The 19068-nt window shown below is 46.2% G+C and carries 12 protein-coding genes; 4 read left to right on the plus strand and 8 right to left on the minus strand.

Going from position 1 to position 19068, the window contains the following annotated elements; all coding sequences use genetic code 11:
* Positions 1-6 precede the first annotated feature (6 nt).
* From sucD to sdhC, 8 genes are all read right to left on the minus strand, one after another.
* On the minus strand, positions 7-879 hold the full coding sequence (sucD, locus tag AC1HDP_RS05905) for a succinate--CoA ligase subunit alpha (protein ID WP_479638020.1): 873 nt from the start codon (positions 877-879) through the stop codon (positions 7-9).
* On the minus strand, positions 879-2045 hold the full coding sequence (gene sucC, locus AC1HDP_RS05910; protein ID WP_140932920.1) for an ADP-forming succinate--CoA ligase subunit beta: 1167 nt from the start codon (positions 2043-2045) through the stop codon (positions 879-881). Before sucC ends, sucD begins: the two co-directional genes overlap by 1 nt.
* Before the next feature lie 90 nt (positions 2046-2135).
* On the minus strand, positions 2136-3320 hold the full coding sequence (gene odhB / locus AC1HDP_RS05915; RefSeq protein WP_479638021.1) for a 2-oxoglutarate dehydrogenase complex dihydrolipoyllysine-residue succinyltransferase: 1185 nt from the start codon (positions 3318-3320) through the stop codon (positions 2136-2138).
* Positions 3321-3335: 15 nt separating this feature from the next.
* Positions 3336-6173, minus strand: a complete 2838-nt coding sequence (gene sucA, locus AC1HDP_RS05920) for a 2-oxoglutarate dehydrogenase E1 component (RefSeq protein ID WP_479638022.1) — start codon at positions 6171-6173, stop codon at positions 3336-3338.
* 312 nt (positions 6174-6485) lie between these two features.
* The gene (locus AC1HDP_RS05925) at positions 6486-7193 is read right to left on the minus strand and encodes a succinate dehydrogenase iron-sulfur subunit (protein WP_140932923.1); all 708 of its coding nucleotides are present in this window, start codon (positions 7191-7193) and stop codon (positions 6486-6488) included.
* A 12-nt stretch (positions 7194-7205) separates the two neighbouring features.
* Positions 7206-8972: a succinate dehydrogenase flavoprotein subunit gene (gene sdhA, locus AC1HDP_RS05930; protein ID WP_479638023.1), complete on the minus strand. Its 1767-nt coding sequence runs from the start codon at positions 8970-8972 to the stop codon at positions 7206-7208.
* Complete coding sequence (sdhD, locus tag AC1HDP_RS05935) at positions 8973-9320, minus strand: succinate dehydrogenase, hydrophobic membrane anchor protein (protein ID WP_479638024.1); 348 nt, start codon at positions 9318-9320, stop codon at positions 8973-8975.
* Positions 9314-9709 carry a succinate dehydrogenase cytochrome b556 subunit gene (gene sdhC / locus AC1HDP_RS05940; RefSeq protein WP_140934109.1) on the minus strand — a complete coding sequence of 132 codons (396 nt, stop codon included), beginning with the start codon at positions 9707-9709 and terminating at the stop codon, positions 9314-9316. The genes sdhD and sdhC overlap by 7 nt, the downstream gene beginning before the upstream one ends.
* Before the next feature lie 451 nt (positions 9710-10160).
* Here sdhC and AC1HDP_RS05945 point away from each other — a divergent pair, with 451 nt between their 5' ends.
* The 4 genes from AC1HDP_RS05945 (at position 10161) to AC1HDP_RS05960 (ending at position 19060) form a co-directional block, all read left to right on the plus strand.
* Entirely contained in the window at positions 10161-11447 is a 1287-nt protein-coding gene (locus AC1HDP_RS05945; RefSeq protein WP_140932926.1) for a citrate synthase, read from the plus strand.
* Positions 11448-11671: 224 nt separating this feature from the next.
* Entirely contained in the window at positions 11672-12763 is a 1092-nt protein-coding gene (locus AC1HDP_RS05950) for an efflux RND transporter periplasmic adaptor subunit (protein ID WP_479639835.1), read from the plus strand.
* Positions 12764-12788: 25 nt separating this feature from the next.
* Positions 12789-16016 carry an efflux RND transporter permease subunit gene (locus AC1HDP_RS05955; RefSeq protein ID WP_479638025.1) on the plus strand — a complete coding sequence of 1076 codons (3228 nt, stop codon included), beginning with the start codon at positions 12789-12791 and terminating at the stop codon, positions 16014-16016.
* Positions 16013-19060, plus strand: a complete 3048-nt coding sequence (locus AC1HDP_RS05960; protein WP_479638026.1) for an efflux RND transporter permease subunit — start codon at positions 16013-16015, stop codon at positions 19058-19060. Before AC1HDP_RS05955 ends, AC1HDP_RS05960 begins: the two co-directional genes overlap by 4 nt.
* Positions 19061-19068 lie beyond the last annotated feature (8 nt).

Consider the following 19068-nt stretch of genomic DNA (forward strand, 5'->3'; position numbering starts at 1 on the left):
TAAGACTTACCAACCAGTACGTTGACGTAAGGCTTTGCCGATATCGGCTAATGAGCGCACGGTAGTAACACCAGCCGCTTCTAACGCTGCAAATTTGTCAGCTGCTGTGCCTTTACCGCCAGCGATAATAGCGCCAGCATGACCCATACGCTTACCTGCTGGTGCAGTAACACCGGCAATGTAAGACACCACAGGCTTAGTCACGTGAGCTTTAATATAAGCCGCCGCTTCTTCTTCTGCAGTACCACCAATTTCACCAATCATCACAATGGCTTCGGTTTTAGGGTCGTTTTGGAACATTTCCAATACGTCGATAAAGTTAGTACCTGGAATTGGGTCGCCGCCAATACCTACGCACGTTGACTGACCAAAACCTTCATCGGTAGTTTGCTTTACCGCTTCATAGGTTAAGGTGCCAGAGCGCGATACAATACCGACTTTACCTGGCTTATGAATGTGGCCTGGCATAATACCAATCTTACATTCACCGGGAGTAATAACGCCTGGGCAGTTAGGGCCAATCATGCGCACGCCCGTTTCTTCCAGCTTCACTTTAACGTCCAGCATATCTAATGTTGGAATGCCTTCAGTGATACACACAATTAATTCAATACCTGAATCAATGGCTTCTAAAATGGCATCTTTACAATATGGCGCTGGAACATAGATAACTGACGCAGTCGCGCCAGTAACAGCTACCGCATCTTTAACGGTATTAAAGACTGGCAGACCTAAATGGGTTTGACCGCCTTTACCAGGAGACACACCGCCGACCATCTGAGTGCCGTAAGCAATCGCTTGCTCAGAGTGGAAAGTACCTTGGCCGCCAGTAAAACCCTGACAGATCACCTTGGTATTTTTATTAATTAATACAGACATTATTTGCCCTCCGCAGCGTTAACTACTTGCTGAGCCGCGTCAGTCAGACTGGTCGCTGCAATGATATCAAGACCCGATTCGGCTAACACACCACGGCCTAATTCGGCATTGGTACCTTCTAAGCGAACCACAACCGGTACTTTCACGCCCACTTCTTTCACCGCGCCGATAATACCTTCAGCAATCATGTCACAACGCACGATACCGCCGAAAATGTTTACCAGAACCGCTTTAACGTTAGAGTCAGATAAGATGATCTTAAAAGCTTCAGCTACGCGCTCTTTCGTCGCGCCGCCGCCCACATCTAAGAAGTTCGCTGGCTTGCCGCCGTGCAGGTTAACCATGTCCATGGTACCCATAGCTAAACCGGCGCCGTTAACCATACAGCCGACGTTACCATCTAATGCCACATAGTTAAGTTCAAACTTAGCCGCATGAGCTTCACGGGCGTCATCTTGTGATGGGTCGTGCATGTCACGGATTTTTGGTTGACGGAACAGAGCGTTACCATCAATACCAATTTTACCGTCTAAGCAATGTAGATTACCGTCAGTGGTAATGACTAATGGGTTGATTTCTAATAAAGCGAAATCATAACGGCTGAACATGTCAGCTAAACCCATGAAAATTTTAGTGAACTGCTTCATTTGGGTTGGATTTAACCCAAGTTTGAAGCCAAGGTCACGCGCTTGGAAAGCTTGAGCGCCTACCAGCGGATCGATAATGGCTTTGTGGATTAGCTCAGGTGTCTCTTCAGCCACCTTTTCAATATCCACACCACCTTCAGTTGACGCCATAAACACCACACGGCGGCTAGCACGGTCAACAACAGCGCCTAAATACAGCTCGTTGGCAATATCGGTGCAGCTTTCAACTAAAATTTTAGCCACTGGCTGACCCGCTTCATCAGTCTGATAAGTGACTAGGTTACGACCTAACCAATGCTCAGCAAAAGCGCGGATTTCTTCTTTATCGCCAGTCACTTTCACGCCACCAGCCTTACCGCGGCCACCAGCATGAACTTGACACTTAACTACCCACACTTTGCCACCTATGTGACCTGCGGCTTCAACAGCTTGCTGAGGAGTGTCACAAGCAACACCTTCAGACACTGGCAGGCCGTACTCGGCAAACAGGGCTTTCGCCTGATACTCATGCAAATTCATGATGCTCTATCCATATACGTCTTATCAATTCCAATCACTCACACCGAGTGACCACGAGAATCCCGCCCGAAGGCGGGGGCGCTGTGGATTTTACAAATCCAGCAACAAGCGAGTTGGGTCTTCGAGGAATTCCTTAATGGTTACCAAGAAGCCCACAGATTCACGGCCGTCAATGATGCGGTGATCGTATGACAGAGCCAGATACATCATAGGTAGAATTTCTACCTGACCATTAACCGCCATTGGGCGATCTTTAATGGCATGCATGCCTAAGATAGCGCTTTGTGGCAAGTTTAAAATCGGGGTCGACATTAAAGAACCAAACACGCCACCGTTAGTTAAGGTGAAGTTACCGCCGGTCATATCTTCAACCGTCAGTTTGCCATCTCGGCCTTTAATGGCTAAATCACGCACAGCCTTTTCAATCTCAGCCAAACTCATGCTATCGCAATCACGCAGCACAGGCGTTACTAAGCCTCTTGGAGTAGAAACTGCAATGCTGACATCAAAATAGTTATGATAAACAATATCATCACCATCGATTGACGCGTTAATTTCTGGGTAGCGCTTCAGCGCTTCAGTCACGGCCTTGATATAAAACGACATAAAGCCTAAACGTATGCCATGACGCTTTTCAAACACATCCTGATATTGCTTACGGATGTCCATGATAGGCTTCATGTTAACTTCGTTAAACGTAGTCAACATAGCGGTTGAGTTTTTCGCTTCCAGCAAACGGCTAGCAATGGTTTTACGTAAACGCGTCATAGGAACACGTTTTTCACTGCGCACACCTAAAGGTGCCACTGGCGCTTTTACCGCTGCAGCAACAGGCGCGGCTTTTGACGCTTGCTTCACAAAGGCATCAACATCTTCTTTAGTGATACGGCCACCCACACCTGTGCCCTTGATATCAGCGGCATTCAATGAATGCTCAGCAATCAAGCGGCGCACAGATGGGCTCAGGGCATCATTAACATCAGCGTCTAGAGTCACAGCTTCGGCTTGAGATTTTGACACTTCTTGACCAGCCACAATACTAGCCACAAAGTTGGCAATCACTTGCTGACCTAAAACCGTATCGCCTTCTTGTGCCAGCAGTTCAGACAGTTGACCGTCTTCTGGGGCAACCACTTCCAGCACCACTTTATCGGTTTCAATATCCACCAACTGTTGATCGCGACTCACGCGCTCGCCCGGCTTAACATGCCAAGTGGCAATTGTCGCATCAGCCACTGATTCCGGCAGGACTGGGACTTTAATTTCAATACTCATGCAACCTTATCCTTATTATAAATGTGGCAATGACGGTAACTTTAATGCGCTGACGACTAAGGCTTCTTGCTGATGGGCATGCAATTCTGGATATCCACAAGCAGGCGCGGCCGAGGCTTCACGGCCGGCATACGTCAGGGTTGAGCCCGCTGGAATGGCGGCCCAAAAATGGTGTTGACTGCAATACCAAGCGCCCTGATTTTGTGGTTCTTCCTGACACCAAATAAAATCAGTCACATGGCTATAGCGTTGTAATTCCGCCTGAATTTCATCATGCGGGAACGGATATAACTGTTCAATACGGATAATGGCAACATTAGTAAGCTGCTCTTTACGGCGGCGCTCAAGTAATTCGAAATACACCTTACCGCTACAGAACACTACGCGATCGACGCCTTTTGGATCAAGATCATCGATTTCACCAATAATATTTTGGAAGTGACCATTAGCCAGTTCTTCTAAGCTTGATACCGCCATCGGATGACGTAGCAAAGACTTAGGAGACATAACCACTAATGGACGACGCATTGGCCGCACCACTTGTCGACGCAGCATGTGATACACCTGCGCTGGCGTTGATGGCACGCACACTTGCATATTATGGTTGGCGCACAGTTGCAAGAAACGCTCTAAACGGGCGCTCGAATGCTCAGGGCCTTGGCCTTCATACCCATGGGGCAACAGCATAGTTAAGCCGCATAAACGCCCCCACTTTTGCTCGCCAGACGATAAGAACTGGTCAATCACTACTTGAGCACAGTTAACGAAGTCACCAAACTGCGCTTCCCAAATGGTTAAGCCCGTAGGTTCTGCGGTGGCATAACCGTATTCAAACGCCAATACTGAGGCTTCAGATAATACTGAGTCAGTAATGTTAATGGCGCCTTGGTCATCACTTAAGTGACGCAGCGGTAAATAAGTACTGCCATCGGTTTGGTTATGCAGCACAGCATGGCGATGGAAGAAGGTACCGCGACCTGAATCTTGACCCGTTAACCGCACGCGATTACCTGAGGTCAAAATGGTGGCGTAAGCTAAGGTTTCAGCAAAGCCCCAATCGAGGAATTTCTCGCCATTGGCCATCGCTAAACGGTCTTGATAAATCTTATCAACCCGTGCGTGCATAGGATGATTGCTTGGTACATAACTGATGCTGTGCGCCAGTTTAGTCAGCTTATCGAGCGCATATTCAGGCGTGTAAGCTACGTCCCAATCATTCCCAATGTAAGATGACCAATCGGCATTTTGTATGGTCATAGGGCGCCACTCGGGCACCACGCAATCGCCGTGATCTAAGGCATCGCGATAATTGTTCACCATAGCCGTCACATCATCTGCCGCTAAGGTTTTTTCAGCAATTAGCTTGTCAGCATAGAGCTTACGCGGCGTTGGATGCTTCTTAATTTTTGAATACATCAGCGGCTGAGTCGCACTTGGCTCATCGGCTTCGTTATGGCCATGACGGCGATAACACACTAAATCAATGACCACATCGCGCTTAAACTCGTTGCGATAATCTACCGCCAATTTAGCGATAAAGGCCACAGCTTCAGGATCGTCAGCATTCACATGGAATATCGGTGCCTGCACCATTTTGGCGATGTCAGTACAATATTCTGTCGAGCGCACGTCTTGATGATTAGAAGTGGTAAAGCCTACTTGGTTATTGACAACAATACGGATACTGCCACCCACTGAGAAACCGCGGGTTTGCGACATGTTAAATGTCTCTTGCACTATGCCTTGGCCAGTAATGGCTGAGTCACCATGAATGGTGATTGGCATGACTTGACGGCCATCGCTGCATCCACGGCGGTCTTGACGCGCGCGCACTGAGCCCATCACCACAGGGTTCACAATTTCAAGATGCGATGGGTTAAACGCCAGCGCTAAATGAATATCGCCGCCAGGAGTTGAAAAATCAGCCGAGAAGCCTTGGTGATATTTCACATCGCCGCTGCCTAAGCTGTCATTATGCTTACCCGCGAACTCATTAAATAATTCTGCTGGACGCTTACCGAGCACGTTAACTAACACGTTAAGACGACCACGGTGCGCCATACCAACCACGATTTCTTTGGTACCTGATTCGCCAGCGCGATACAAAATCTCACGCAGCATAGGTACTAGTGCATCGCCGCCTTCAAGGGAGAAGCGTTTAGCACCTGGAAATTTGGCGCCTAAATATTTCTCTAGGCCTTCTACTGCGTTTAAGCCTTGTAGAATGCGAACTTTATTGGCTTCATCAAGAGAAACTCGGCCTAAGGTCGGTTCCAAATGTTGCTGGATCCAACGCTTCTCATCGGTATCGGTAATATGCATATATTCCGCACCAATACTGCCGCAATAGGTTTGCTTGAGCGCTGCCACCAAGTCTTTGAGCAACATGGTTTGGCCTCCATGGGCAAAAGAGCCGGTATTAAAGCTGCGCAGTAAATCGTCGGCATCTAAACCGTGATGCTGTGGGTCGAGTTCTTTCACTGACTCACGCTGCCATAATCCTAATGGATCGAGATTAGCGTTTTGATGGCCGCGGAATCGATGCGCATTAATAAGTTGCAGTACTTTAACTTGCTTAGCATCTAATTGCGGATCAGACACCATGCTACCGCCGCCCACTCGCCGCTCTTGGGCCAATGATTTGAAATATTCTCGCATTTTAGAATGAGAGATTTCTGGGGCAGCACTGCCGGAACCGTTGACCGGAGGGAGCTTATCAAAAACCTCACGCCAATCGTCGGTCACTGATTGGGGATCTTCTTGGTAGGCTTCGTACATCGCTTCAATATAAGTGCTGTTAGCACCACTTAGATGAGACGAGTCGAGCCAAGCTTTCATGACGCCTTGGTGCATTGCTATTCCTTTCAAACTTTGACCCTCAACTGCAAACTGACTGCCGGTGTTTTTGCGATAAGGTCACATCTGAGTCCTTGGAAAACTTGATGTCCTATTCAACCAACTCCGCCTAGGCATTGCGTATTAGGTGCATACACGTGCTTAGCCATAGTATTTGGGAGTATTTCGAAGAAATTATTCCCTGTCACTACCGTCTTATAACCCAGAATGACGGTATTTTGATAGCCATTATATAAAAGAGTCATCACCAATATGATGATGACTCTCAAAGAGTTAGGCTATTATAATTGTTAGCTCAGTAACTTGCATCTAAACCGCCCGTTGCAGCAACATTGATTTGATATGACCTATGGCCTTAGTTGGATTTAATCCTTTAGGGCACACATCCACACAATTCATAATGCCATGGCAGCGGAACACACTATAAGCATCATCAAGTTCCGACAAACGCTGCTCGGTAGCGGTATCGCGGCTATCAATCAAGAAGCGATAGGCATGCAATAAACCGCTCGGACCCACGAACTTATCAGGATTCCACCAGAAAGATGGGCAGGCTGTTGAGCAACACGCGCACATAATACATTCATACAAACCATCTAAATGTTCACGTTGCTCAGGGGATTGCAGGTTTTCACGAGCAGGTTTTTGACCATCATTGATAAGATACGGCTTAATCTTCTCGTATTGCTTGTAGAACTGAGATAAATCTACCACCAAGTCGCGAACTACCGGCATGCCAGGCAGTGGGCGAATAATCAGTTTCTTACCCTTGAAGGTTGATACTGGCGTAATACAAGCTAAGCCATTCTTACCATTCATGTTAATGCCGTCAGAACCACACACGCCTTCACGGCACGAGCGGCGAAACACCAAGGTGGTGTCCTGCTCTTTAAGCTTCATCAAGGCATCTAGCACCATCATATCTGTGCCGTCTTCCACCGTGAGGCTGAAATCCTGCATATGTGGTTTAGTATCCACATCAGGATTATATCTATAAATGGAAAATTCCAATTTCATCCTGATAGCTCCTTAGTAAGTACGCTTCTTGGGTGGGAAGGCTGCCCGATGAATAGGTGCCATATTGACTTCACGACGCATCATTTGGGTAGTGACAGGGTCAAATAAACTGTGACATAACCAATTGTCATCATCACGCTCAAGATAATCTTCGCGTGAATGTGCGCCGCGACTTTCAGTGCGATAGTTGGCCGCATAGGCGGTAGCTATCGCGGTCGCCATTAAGTTATCCAGCTCTAAACATTCGATGCGCTGGGTATTAAATTCCCGTGAATTGTCCGACAGTTTGGCATTATCTAAACGCTTACTGATGGCTTTTAATTGCTCTAAGCCTTCAGCCATGGCATCGCCACTTCTGAACACCGAGAAATTAAGCTGCATACACAGTTGCAAGTCTTTACGAATTTGCGCTGGGTCTTCACCGTCTTTATTGCTTTCCCAACGATTTAGGCGTGCAAGCGATGCTTGAATTTCGGCATCAGTGGCCGCTTTAGGATTAGGTGTTTGATCCAATACCTTACCTAAATGTTGCCCTGCTGCGCGGCCAAAGACCACTAAATCAAGCAATGAGTTACCGCCTAAACGGTTAGCACCATGCACAGACACACAAGCAATTTCACCGACCGCAAGCAAGCCAATGACATCTTGTTCGCTGCCATCTTCATTCTTACGAATGACCTGACCACTCACTTTAGTCGGAAGACCGCCCATCATGTAGTGACAGGTAGGCAATACTGGGATTGGGCCATCAGCAGGGTCAATATGCGCGAAAGTACGAGATAATTCACACACGCCAGGTAAACGCGCTTCTAAGGTTTCTTTACCTAAGTGATCGAGTTTCAGCAAGCAATGAGGGCCTAACGGACCATCTAAGCCACGACCTTCACGGATTTCAGTCATCATGGAGCGGGCAACAACGTCACGACCCGCCAAATCTTTAGCATTGGGTGCATAGCGCTCCATAAAGCGCTCGCCGTTTTTATTGAGCAGATACCCGCCCTCACCGCGGCAACCTTCAGTCACTAACACCCCAGCACCAGCAATACCGGTTGGGTGGAACTGCCACATTTCCATGTCTTGCATTTGCACGCCAGCGCGCATTGCCATGCCAACACCATCACCAGTATTGATATGAGCGTTGGTAGTTGAGGCATAAATACGACCAGCACCACCTGTGGCTAAAATAGTAGCCTTAGCTTTGAAATAGACTATGTCGCCAGTTTCAATTTCAATGGCAGTACAACCCACAATCACGCCGTCAGCATTTTTAACTAAATCTAACGCGTACCACTCTGAATACACATCGGTTTTATGCTTAACGTTTTGTTGATACAAACAGTGCAACAATGCATGACCAGTGCGGTCTGCAGCCGCTGCCGTACGCGCCGCTTGCTCGCCACCAAAGTTACGTGACTGTCCACCAAAGGGACGCTGGTAAATCGTGCCGTTTTCAAAACGCGAAAATGGCAAGCCCATGTGTTCAAGCTCAATAATGGCTTCAGGGCCGGTTTGACACATAAATTCGATGGCGTCTTGGTCACCGATAAAGTCGGAACCTTTAACGGTATCGTACATGTGCTCTTCCCAATGATCTTCATGGGCATTACCTAAGGCGACAGTGATGCCGCCTTGAGCAGAAACAGTATGAGAGCGAGTTGGGAATACTTTAGATAACAGCGCGCAGCTCTTACCTTCTTTAGAAATTTGTAATGCCGCTCGCATCCCTGCGCCACCGGCGCCGATGACGACTGCATCAAATTCACGAACTGGAATATTCACTTAGACACCCCATACAATGATTAAGCCAGCGGCTAAATAGGAGAATGCAGCCACGACAAAGACAAATTGCAACACTCCGCGCAGCGCAGTGCATTTAATGTAATCGGTCAACACTTGCCAAGTACCAATCCAGGCATGAATTAATAACGCGACTAAAGCGACTAAGGTATAAATCTTCATGGGTAGGGTCGAAAATAAGCTGTGCCATAGCTCGAAGGTTAAAGGCGCCGCTAACGCTAAAAATCCCACTAAAAAAATAGCATAACTGGCTAACACGACCGCGCTGGCACGGATCATGATGAAATCATGAACGCCACTGCGCCCAAAGCTTGCAGCGTTAGTTACCATATCCATACTCCTGCTAACACAGACAAGACTGCCGCGATAACAAACACCGCTTTGGCAGAAGCTGAGCCTGAATCCAGCTCTTCCCAACGGCCAGTGTCCATCACTAAGTGACGAATACCCGCCAACAAGTGATAACCAAGCGCAGTGAGAATGCCCCAGATAATAAATTTAATGAAAGGAGAACTAAACCAAGCTTGAACCTCAGCAAAACCTTGGCTAGATGCAAGCGATGCATTTAACAGGTAGAGCAAAATAGCAATGGCAAATAGCATGATTACACCGGAAATACGGTGCACGATTGACGCAATAGCAGTCGCCGGAAAGCGAATAGTCTGCAAATCTAGATTGACGGGTCTTTGGTTTTTCACGTTCTGCTCACTCAGCTCCATTGAGCAATTTTTATTATTCATATCGCACAGAAAATTAACATACAGTCAAGCAGTAACATCAGGGTTTAATGTTATTTCTTGATTAGCTGCATGACTCCACACGAAGCTCCAAAACAAACGCATTACCTATTAAAAACATTTTACCCAAGATGTGAATATAATGATGTTTAAATGGGGTTGTTTGCAACCTTTAAAGGTGACCAAAGTATACTCTTGCGAAATGTCAAATACAAACATCACACAATGAATAATCAAATAAAACTATCGAGTTAAGCTTGAGCAATGTTGACAACTCCTTACTCTGCTTGACATTATCGAGGCCGATATACCAAGGTCTAACAAATTAAAACACTTATTTAAATTGAATTATGATATACATTAACTGTAAAGTAATATGTGCTTGACATGCCGCACTCAATATAAGAATGAAGTAAGTTAAGGAGAACGGGGTATGGCTGATCTAAAAGCCAAATTGGAATTACCTGGAAACGAGTCAATCGAACTTCCAGTGAAACATGGAACTGCTGGCTTTGATGTCATCGACATCAGCAAGCTGGGATCTAAAGGGTACTTTACTTTTGACCCAGGTTTTCTCGCTACAGCCTCCTGCGAATCAGCAATTACCTATATCGACGGCGATTTAGGTGTATTAACTCATAGGGGTTATCCCATAGCGCAATTGGCCACAGAATCGAGTTATCTCGATGTCTGTTACTTATTGTTATATGGAGAATTACCGACTCCTGCTCAATTTAAAGATTTCTCTCATACCGTCAAAAACCATACTATGGTACACGAGCAAGTTTCTTTCTTATTTAGAGGCTTTCGACGTGATGCGCACCCTATGGCTATGTTGTGTGGTGTTACCGGGGCATTATCTGCTTTCTATCAAGACTCATTAGATGTTAATGACCCAAGCCATCGCCGTATTGCCGCTTATCGATTAATCTCGAAAATGCCGACAATCGCCGCTATGTGTTACAAGTATCATGTAGGCCAGCCCTTTGTTTATCCACGTAATGACTTAAGTTATGCCGGTAACTTCTTATCTATGATGTTTGCTGTGCCTTGTGAAGAGTACAAAGTAAACCCCATTATTGAACGCGCTATGGACAGAATTTTTGTTCTCCATGCCGATCATGAACAAAATGCATCGACCTCAACCGTACGTTTAGCGGGCTCTTCTGGGGCAAACCCATTTGCGTGTATTGCGGCTGGTATTGCCTCGCTATGGGGACCTGCTCACGGCGGCGCCAATGAAGCTTGCTTAAATATGCTTGAAGAAATTGGTTCAGTTGATCGCATTCCTGAATTTATCGCCCGCGCTAAAGACAAGGACGATCCATTCCGCTTAATGGGCTTTGGTCATAGGGTCTATAAGAACTTTGACCCGCGCGCGAAAGTGATGCGTGAAACCTGTCATGAAGTATTAGAAGAGCTGAAACTCAACGACCCATTACTTGATGTGGCCATGGAATTAGAGCGTATTGCCTTAGAAGATGATTATTTCGTCTCTAAGAAGCTCTACCCTAACGTTGATTTTTACTCAGGCATCATAATGAAAGCCATGGGTATTCCAACCAGTATGTTCACAGTGATTTTCGCCCTGTCGCGCACGGTTGGCTGGATTGCTCACTGGAAAGAAATGCTTGACCAACCTGGGCATAAAATTAGCCGTCCACGGCAATTATATACAGGTGAAGTTGAGCGTTCGTTTGTCCCTATGCATAAACGCTAACTTTCCCCCTTGATGTAAAAAGCGCCATTTGGCGCTTTTTTTATATTTACAACAAGCTAGATGTTGGTCAAAATCGCCAAATTAACAACAAAGTCGCTACATTTGAAATAAGCTATTCATTCGTGTTGTTGCTAAAAACACATAACTACATGGTTTTAATGAATTTAATTATTGGCATAGTTCCTGCTTATTCAATGCCAAAATTGACTAAAATGGATATCAACATGAATTTACAACAGCTTGTTCAACGCAGCATGTTACTTACTTGTGTTATCGGCCTGATTGCGTGCACCGAAGCGCCAAAAGAAGAACAAAAAAAAGATAAGGCCGTGCCAGTAGAAACTATGACGGCAACCAAAGGCGATATTTCATCATTTTACAATACCACCGCCACCCTTGAAGCACCGCAAGAAGCCAAGGTACTGACACGAGTAGCAGGCCTCATTGCCAATATCAAGGTTGAAGAAGGCATGTTAGTCGAAGAAGGACAATTGCTCGCAAGCATAGATGCTGAGCGTCAGCAGTATGAATTAGATAGAACCAATGCCGAAGTGCTGATCATTGAACAAGAATTACAGCGTTTAAAGCAGATGAAAACTCAGGAATACATTAGCGCCGATAACCTTGCAAAACTTGAATATAACTTGCAAGCCGCTAAAGCGCGTCGAGATTTATCAGCCTTACAAGTCAAAGAAAGCCAAATCCTGTCGCCAATTAAGGGAGTCATTGCCGCTCGTTACGTTAAGCAAGGCAATATGGTGCGAGAATTTGATCCGCTATTTCATATTGTTAGCCAAGCAGAACTGCATGGCATCGTCTATTTACCTGAGCAGCAACTGAGTCAGTTACAACTTGGGCAAGAAGCCCTATTAGTGGCAAGCCACCGCCCCAATACTCAGATAGCCGCCGATGTGCTGCGCATCAGCCCTGTAATTGATAGTAGCAATGGCACCTTTAAAGTAACCTTACGAGTAAAAAATCCCGACGGTCAGTTAAAAACTGGCATGTTTACTAAGGTGTCGATTAAATTTGATACCCGCAACAATGCCGTATTAGTGCCATTTAATGTGGTTATTCAGCAAGATAATCAGCAAGCCATTTATGTAATTAACGACAATAAGGCCGCTCGTCGGCAAGTGACCTTAGGCTATCGTCAAGGCGATACCGTGGAAATTATTAAAGGCATTAACGCGGGAGATGTCGTCGTCAGCCGCGGCCAGCACAACCTTAAAGATCAATCCTTGGTGGAACTCTTAACCCCAAACGTCTCTGATGCCATGGCAACCTTGCCTGTGACTAATCAAGCCACTCACTAATTAGACCCCATCAAGGATACTTGCCATGTCGATGATACGCACAGCGGTCAAACGCCCTGTGGCTGTGTGGATGTTAATGCTAGCTATCATGCTGTTTGGCATGGTGAGCCTAAGCCGCTTAACTATCCAACTATTGCCAGATTTAAGCTATCCCACTCTCACTATTCGCACCTTCTATGATGGCGCGGCGCCGGTGGAAGTGGAGCAATTAATTTCAAAACCCATTGAAGAATCGGTAGGGATAGTTAAAAACCTTAAGCAAATTCGCTCCATTTCACGCTCAGGCATGTCCGATGTGATTTTAGAATTTGAATGGGGTACCAACATGGACATCGCAAGCCTAGATGTGCGCGAAAAGTTGGACAGCATTAGCTTACCTCTTGATATCAATAAGCCATTACTGCTGCGATTTAACCCAAACCTAGATCCGATTGTGCGTCTTGCATTATCGGCAGATGGACAAACGCCAGCGGAACTTAAATCCCTGCGCACTTATGCCCAAGAAGATCTCAAGCGTCAACTAGAAGCCATTAACGGCGTAGCCGCGGTGCGTTTATCGGGTGGCTTAGAGCAAGAAGTGCATATTCGCTTAGATCAACATAAGCTCGCCCAGCTTAACTTAACCGCCGAGCAACTGCAGGAGCGCATTCGCGGCGAAAACATTAACCTTTCAGCAGGTAAAGTCACCCAAGGCGATAAAGAATACTTAGTCAGAACCCTCAATCAATTTGCCGATATTGAACAACTGGCCAATGTTATCGTTTATCGCGATCAGCAGCGCCTCATTCGCCTAAAAGACGTGGCTGAGGTTATTGATGCCCATAAAGAGCGCTCGGACATTACCCGCATTGCCGATAAAGAATCCATTGAGCTTGCCATCTACAAAGAAGGTGATGCCAACACGGTAGAAGTGGCCGCGCGCATTAAGGCGCTCACCAGTCAATGGGATCAAAAAAGTAAACCTCTCACTCTGATTTACGACCAATCGCGCTTTATTGAAAGCGCTGTGAGCGAGGTCACCAGTGCCGCCTTTATCGGCAGCCTGCTGGCTATGTTAGTCATCTATCTATTTTTACGCGATATTGTCGCAACGTTAATCATCTCAGTGTCTATCCCATTTTCTGTGATTGCCACCTTTAACATGATGTATTTCTCCAATATCAGTCTTAACATTATGTCCCTTGGCGGCATAGCCCTAGCGGTAGGTTTATTGGTAGATAACGCCATTGTTGTGCTTGAAAATATTGATAACAATAGACAACAAGGCTTAAGTCGAATGGATGCCGCAATTAAAGGCACTCAAGAAGTGAGTGGGGCTATTGTCGCCTCAACCTTAACTACCTTAGCCGTGTTTGTGCCGCTGATATTTGTTGATGGTATTGCTGGCACCTTGTTCTCAGATCAAGCCATTACTGTCACCTTTGCCTTACTTGCCTCGTTAATGGTGGGCTTAATTGCCATCCCCATGCTGGCATCTCGAGAAGGCTTTAGTGCCCTGCCCGCGCTGTTAACGCCCGTAGATAAAGTTAAACCACAAGGCAAGCTTGCCAAATTAAAGCACTATAGCGCCACCTTATTTATGTTTCCTATTCACTTATTATTTAAATGGTTACCGCAGCTTTTATTAACCCTGACGTTAACAGTCACCCGAGTCATATCTTGGATGCTGGGCTTATTAATGCGGCCGATATCCTCAGGCTTTAATTTCTTCTATGAGCAGTGTGCCCGCCTGTATCGACATTTACTCACTAAGGCGTTAAAGCGTTCTTGGCTGACATTAGCGCTGACCTTATGCTTACCGCTCTCGACGTTATTATTAATTCCGCGCTTAGGGATTGAGTTAATTCCGCCCATGAATCAAGGCTTGATTTATGTCGATATTTTATTGCCTCCAGGCGCCGATGTTGAGCAAACCGATAAAGTATTAGCGCAGTTAAACCAGAGTATTAGTGGTGAATTAGGCGTCAGCCATGTGTTTTCACAAGCTGGCACGGGCGGATTAATGACTTCAGATACCCGCCGTGGCGGCGAAAACTGGGGGCGCTTACAAATTAGCCTTAAGGATCCTAGCGCCTTTAATGCCATCAGTAATAAGTTACGCGTGCAAGCCGCCAGCATTCCTGAGCTGGAAGTACAAATTGAAGCGCCTGAGTTGTTTAGCTTTGATGCGCCGCTACAAATTGAACTGATAGGTTATGATTTACAGCAGTTACAACAAGCCAGTGAACTGCTAGTCAGCCGCTTAAACACTTCAGCTCGCTTTACTGACTTGGCCAGCAGCCTCAAAGATGGTCAACCTGAGCTTAGTATTCGCTTCGATCATGCTCGCCTTGCGCAACTGGGAATGACAGCGCCACAAGTGGCTGACACTATTGCGCGTCAAATTGGCGGACGCGTTGCAAGTCAGCTCACCATTAATGATAGAAAAATTGATATTTTGATCCGCTCAGAGCTTGAGCAACGTGACAATATCGCCGATATCGAGCAGATGATCATAAACCCGGGTAGCCCTCAGTCATTGCCATTGCATGCCGTGGCCGAGGTAAGTTTAGCTACCGGTCCTTCCGCCATTAATCGCATTAGTCAGCAAAGAGTGGCGATGATCACCGCGAATCTTGCCTATGGCGATTTGCGCGAAGCGGTCAATGAAGCCAGAGCCTTATTAAATGAAGCTGATGTCCCAGCCTCACTGCAAGTAAGATTTGGCGGCCAAAATGAAGAAATGCAGCAATCTTTCTTATCGCTAAAGATTGCTATAGCCCTTGCCATCTGCTTGGTATATCTAGTGATGGCATCTCAATTTGAGTCCTTACTGCACCCTTTGCTTATCTTGATAGTAATTCCACTGGCCATTGCTGGCAGTGTGTTAGGCCTATTTATCAGTGGCACTCATATAAGCGTGGTGGTGTTTATTGGCTTTATTATGCTCACGGGCATAGTCGTCAACAATGCCATTGTATTGATAGATAAAATTAATCAGCTGCGCGAAGCGGGTGAAGAAAAGTTAGCCGCCATTACACTCGCTGCCCATTCGCGCTTGCGGCCGATTTTAATGACCACATTAACTACCGCCCTAGGTTTATTGCCTATGGCTCTTGGCATAGGTGAAGGCAGTGAAGTACGCGCGCCCATGGCCATTACTGTGATCTGCGGTCTATTATTTTCAACCTTGCTGACCTTAGTGGTTATTCCCGTGCTCTATCAAGTATTTGATAGAAAAAATTATCAGGTCAATCGCGTGGTGCAATCATGAATCTCACCCGTTTAGCCATCAAACGCCCAGTCACCACAGGGATGTTTTTCTTATCCATCATACTGTTTGGCTTAGTGGCCAGTCGTTTGCTACCGCTGGAATTATTTCCAGGGATAGATATTCCACGGGTATTTATTGAAGTGCCTTATAAGGGTTCGAGCCCTGCGGAAGTTGAGCGCGAAATTACCCAAGTGCTAGAAGAGTCGTTAGCGACCATGAGCGGCATTACCGATATGGAGTCTGAATCCAGTCAAAATGGCGTTAATATCGAACTCAGCATGAAGTGGGGCGAAAATGTCGCCACTAAGGCCTTAGAAGCGCGCGAAAAAATCGATGCCGTGCGCCATTTATTGCCGCGAGATGTGGAGCGGGTGTTTATCCGCCAGTTTTCAACCTCTGATCTGCCGATTCTCACGATACGGATTGCCAGTGAAGGCGATTTATCCAATGCTTTTGATTTATTAGATAAGCAACTGCGTAAACCCTTGGAGCGCCTTGATGGCGTATCACAAGTGACCCTCTATGGCGTTGAGCAAAAGCAAATTGAAATCAGGGTCGATGCCATCAGTCTTACCCGCGCTGGTATTTCGCCCTCAGTCCTCCAAACTCGCTTAACGGCAGAAAACTTTGTCATTAATGGCGGCAGTCTACGCCAACAAGGGCGGGTATTTCAGGTGTCTCCCAAAGGCGAATTTACCTCGTTAGCTGACATTGAAAATATCACCTTAAACGATAAGTTACGGCTAAAAGATGTGGCGATAGTCAGCTATGCCCTGCCCGAGCAAGATGAAGGCCGCCATCTTGATAGACGCTTTGCCGTGGGTCTTGATGTGTTTAAAGATTCTGGCTCTAACTTAGTCGCGGTATCCAATCGTGTTATCACTGTAATTGAGCAGGTGAAGCAAGATCCGCAATTTGCAGGGGTACGCCTCTACATCATGGAAGATCAAGCCGATGGCGTGAAGTCATCCTTAAGTGACTTACTTAAGTCTGGTGTTATGGGGGCACTGTTATCTTTTGCCATTTTATACATGTTCTTGCGGGATTTACGCTTAACCTTAGTAGTGGTTATTTCTGTTCCTATATCCATTGCCATGACGCTCGCCGCCATGTATGTGCTCGGTTATAGCCTAAATATTTTATCTATGATGGGCTTACTGCTAGCCGTAGGTATGTTAATTGATAATGCCGTGGTGGTCAGTGAATCCGTCCTGCAAGAGCAGGAGCACGATCCTACTAATAACAATGCCGTATTTGATGGCGTCGAAAAAGTTAGCCTAGCGATCTTAGCCGGCACCTTAACCACCGCCATAGTATTTTTACCCAATATTTTTGGGGTCAAGGTGCAACTAACCATCTTCCTTGAACATGTCGCCATCGCAATCTGTATTTCATTACTGGTGTCATTATTAGTGGCTAAAACTCTACTGCCATTACTACTTACAACACTTAAATTTAAGCCGCAATCACAGCAATTAAACCCGAGAGGCATGCGCTTTTATCAGCGAAGCTTAGCTTGGCTGCTGGCTCGCCCCAAACTCGGCGCTGCGATTGCGTTTGCACTATTAGCTTCAACGGCAATACCGCTATCTATGGTCAAACAAGATCAATCTGATGGTGAGAGTAATGGTCGGCTCTACATCAACTATCAGCTAGAAGGCCGACATAATTTAAATGTTACTAAGGCCATGGTTGAACGAATGGAAGCTTATTTGTATAAAAATCAACAAGCTTTTTATATTGAGTCTGTCTATAGCTTTTATGCACCTGATAATGCCCAGTCGACCTTAATCCTTAAAAAAGACATCCCCATTGCAATGGAAGAACTTAAGGAGCTTATTCGTAAAGACTTCCCACATTTTGCTATCGCGACTCCTCTCTTTGGTTGGGGTGATGAACAAAGTGGCGTGCGCTTAACCTTAACTGGCCGTTCAACCACTGACTTATTACGTTTATCAGAGCAATTATTGCCAAGTATTCGCAGCCTTAAAGGACTCACCGATGTTCGCTCTGAAGTCAATGGCAGTCAGCAAGAAGTGCTCATACTATTATCCAATGAAATGGCAAGTCGCTTAAATATCCCAGTATCTGAGCTAGCATCGTTAGTGGCAACGGCCCTGAGAGGCACGCCACTACGCTCTTATCGTCATGATCCCAATGGCGAAATTAGAATTGAGCTGGCTTATGATAAAAAATGGCAACAGTCGTTAGATGCACTGCACTCTCTGCCTTTAGTGCGCCAGCAAAATCGCACTTTTAGCCTTGGCGATGTCGCTAACATCACTATAGTGCCGCGCTTTGATACCATTCGACATTTTGATAGAAAAACGGCGCTATCCATTGGTGCCAATCTTAACGATATTACTATGGAAGAAGCGGGTGAGAAACTAACGACCTTGATGGATAGCATGACATTACCAGAAGGTTACAGTTATTCACTGCGCGGCGGCTTTGAGCGCCAGGATGAAGATCAAAGCATTATGGTGGTCAATATGGTTTTGGCTATCTTAATGATTTATATCGTGATGGCCGCGCTGTTTGAATCGCTATTACTGCCAAGCGCTATTATTACCTCCATCCTATTTTCCATCACAGGAGTATTTTGGGCGCTATTTCTTACCGGCACGGCGATGTCTGTGATGGCCATGATAGGCATTTTGATTTTACTTGGGGTGGTGGTCAATAACGGTATCGTCTTAGTGGATCAAATTAATCAACAGCGGCCTGAGCTTGACGCCCTGTCCCAAGCTATTACCGATATATGTATCACCCGCTTACGCCCTGTCTTGATGACAGTATTCACTACGATATTAGGCTTAGTGCCGCTTGCCCTGGACGACACTCAAATCGGCGGTGGTGGCCCGCCCTATGCTCCTATGGCCATTGCCATCATTGGTGGTTTGGTACTTTCAACCGTCACTAGCTTGTACTTAGTGCCCTTATGTTATCAGGCGCTGTTTAGATTACGTCACCGTTCGGCCATTGCTTTTGGCCGCAGTAAGCAAACGGCGATTAACTTAACTCCTTGGATTAAAGAGCGCTAAGCCATAGT

The organism is Shewanella sp. ISS20, assembly GCF_056522965.1.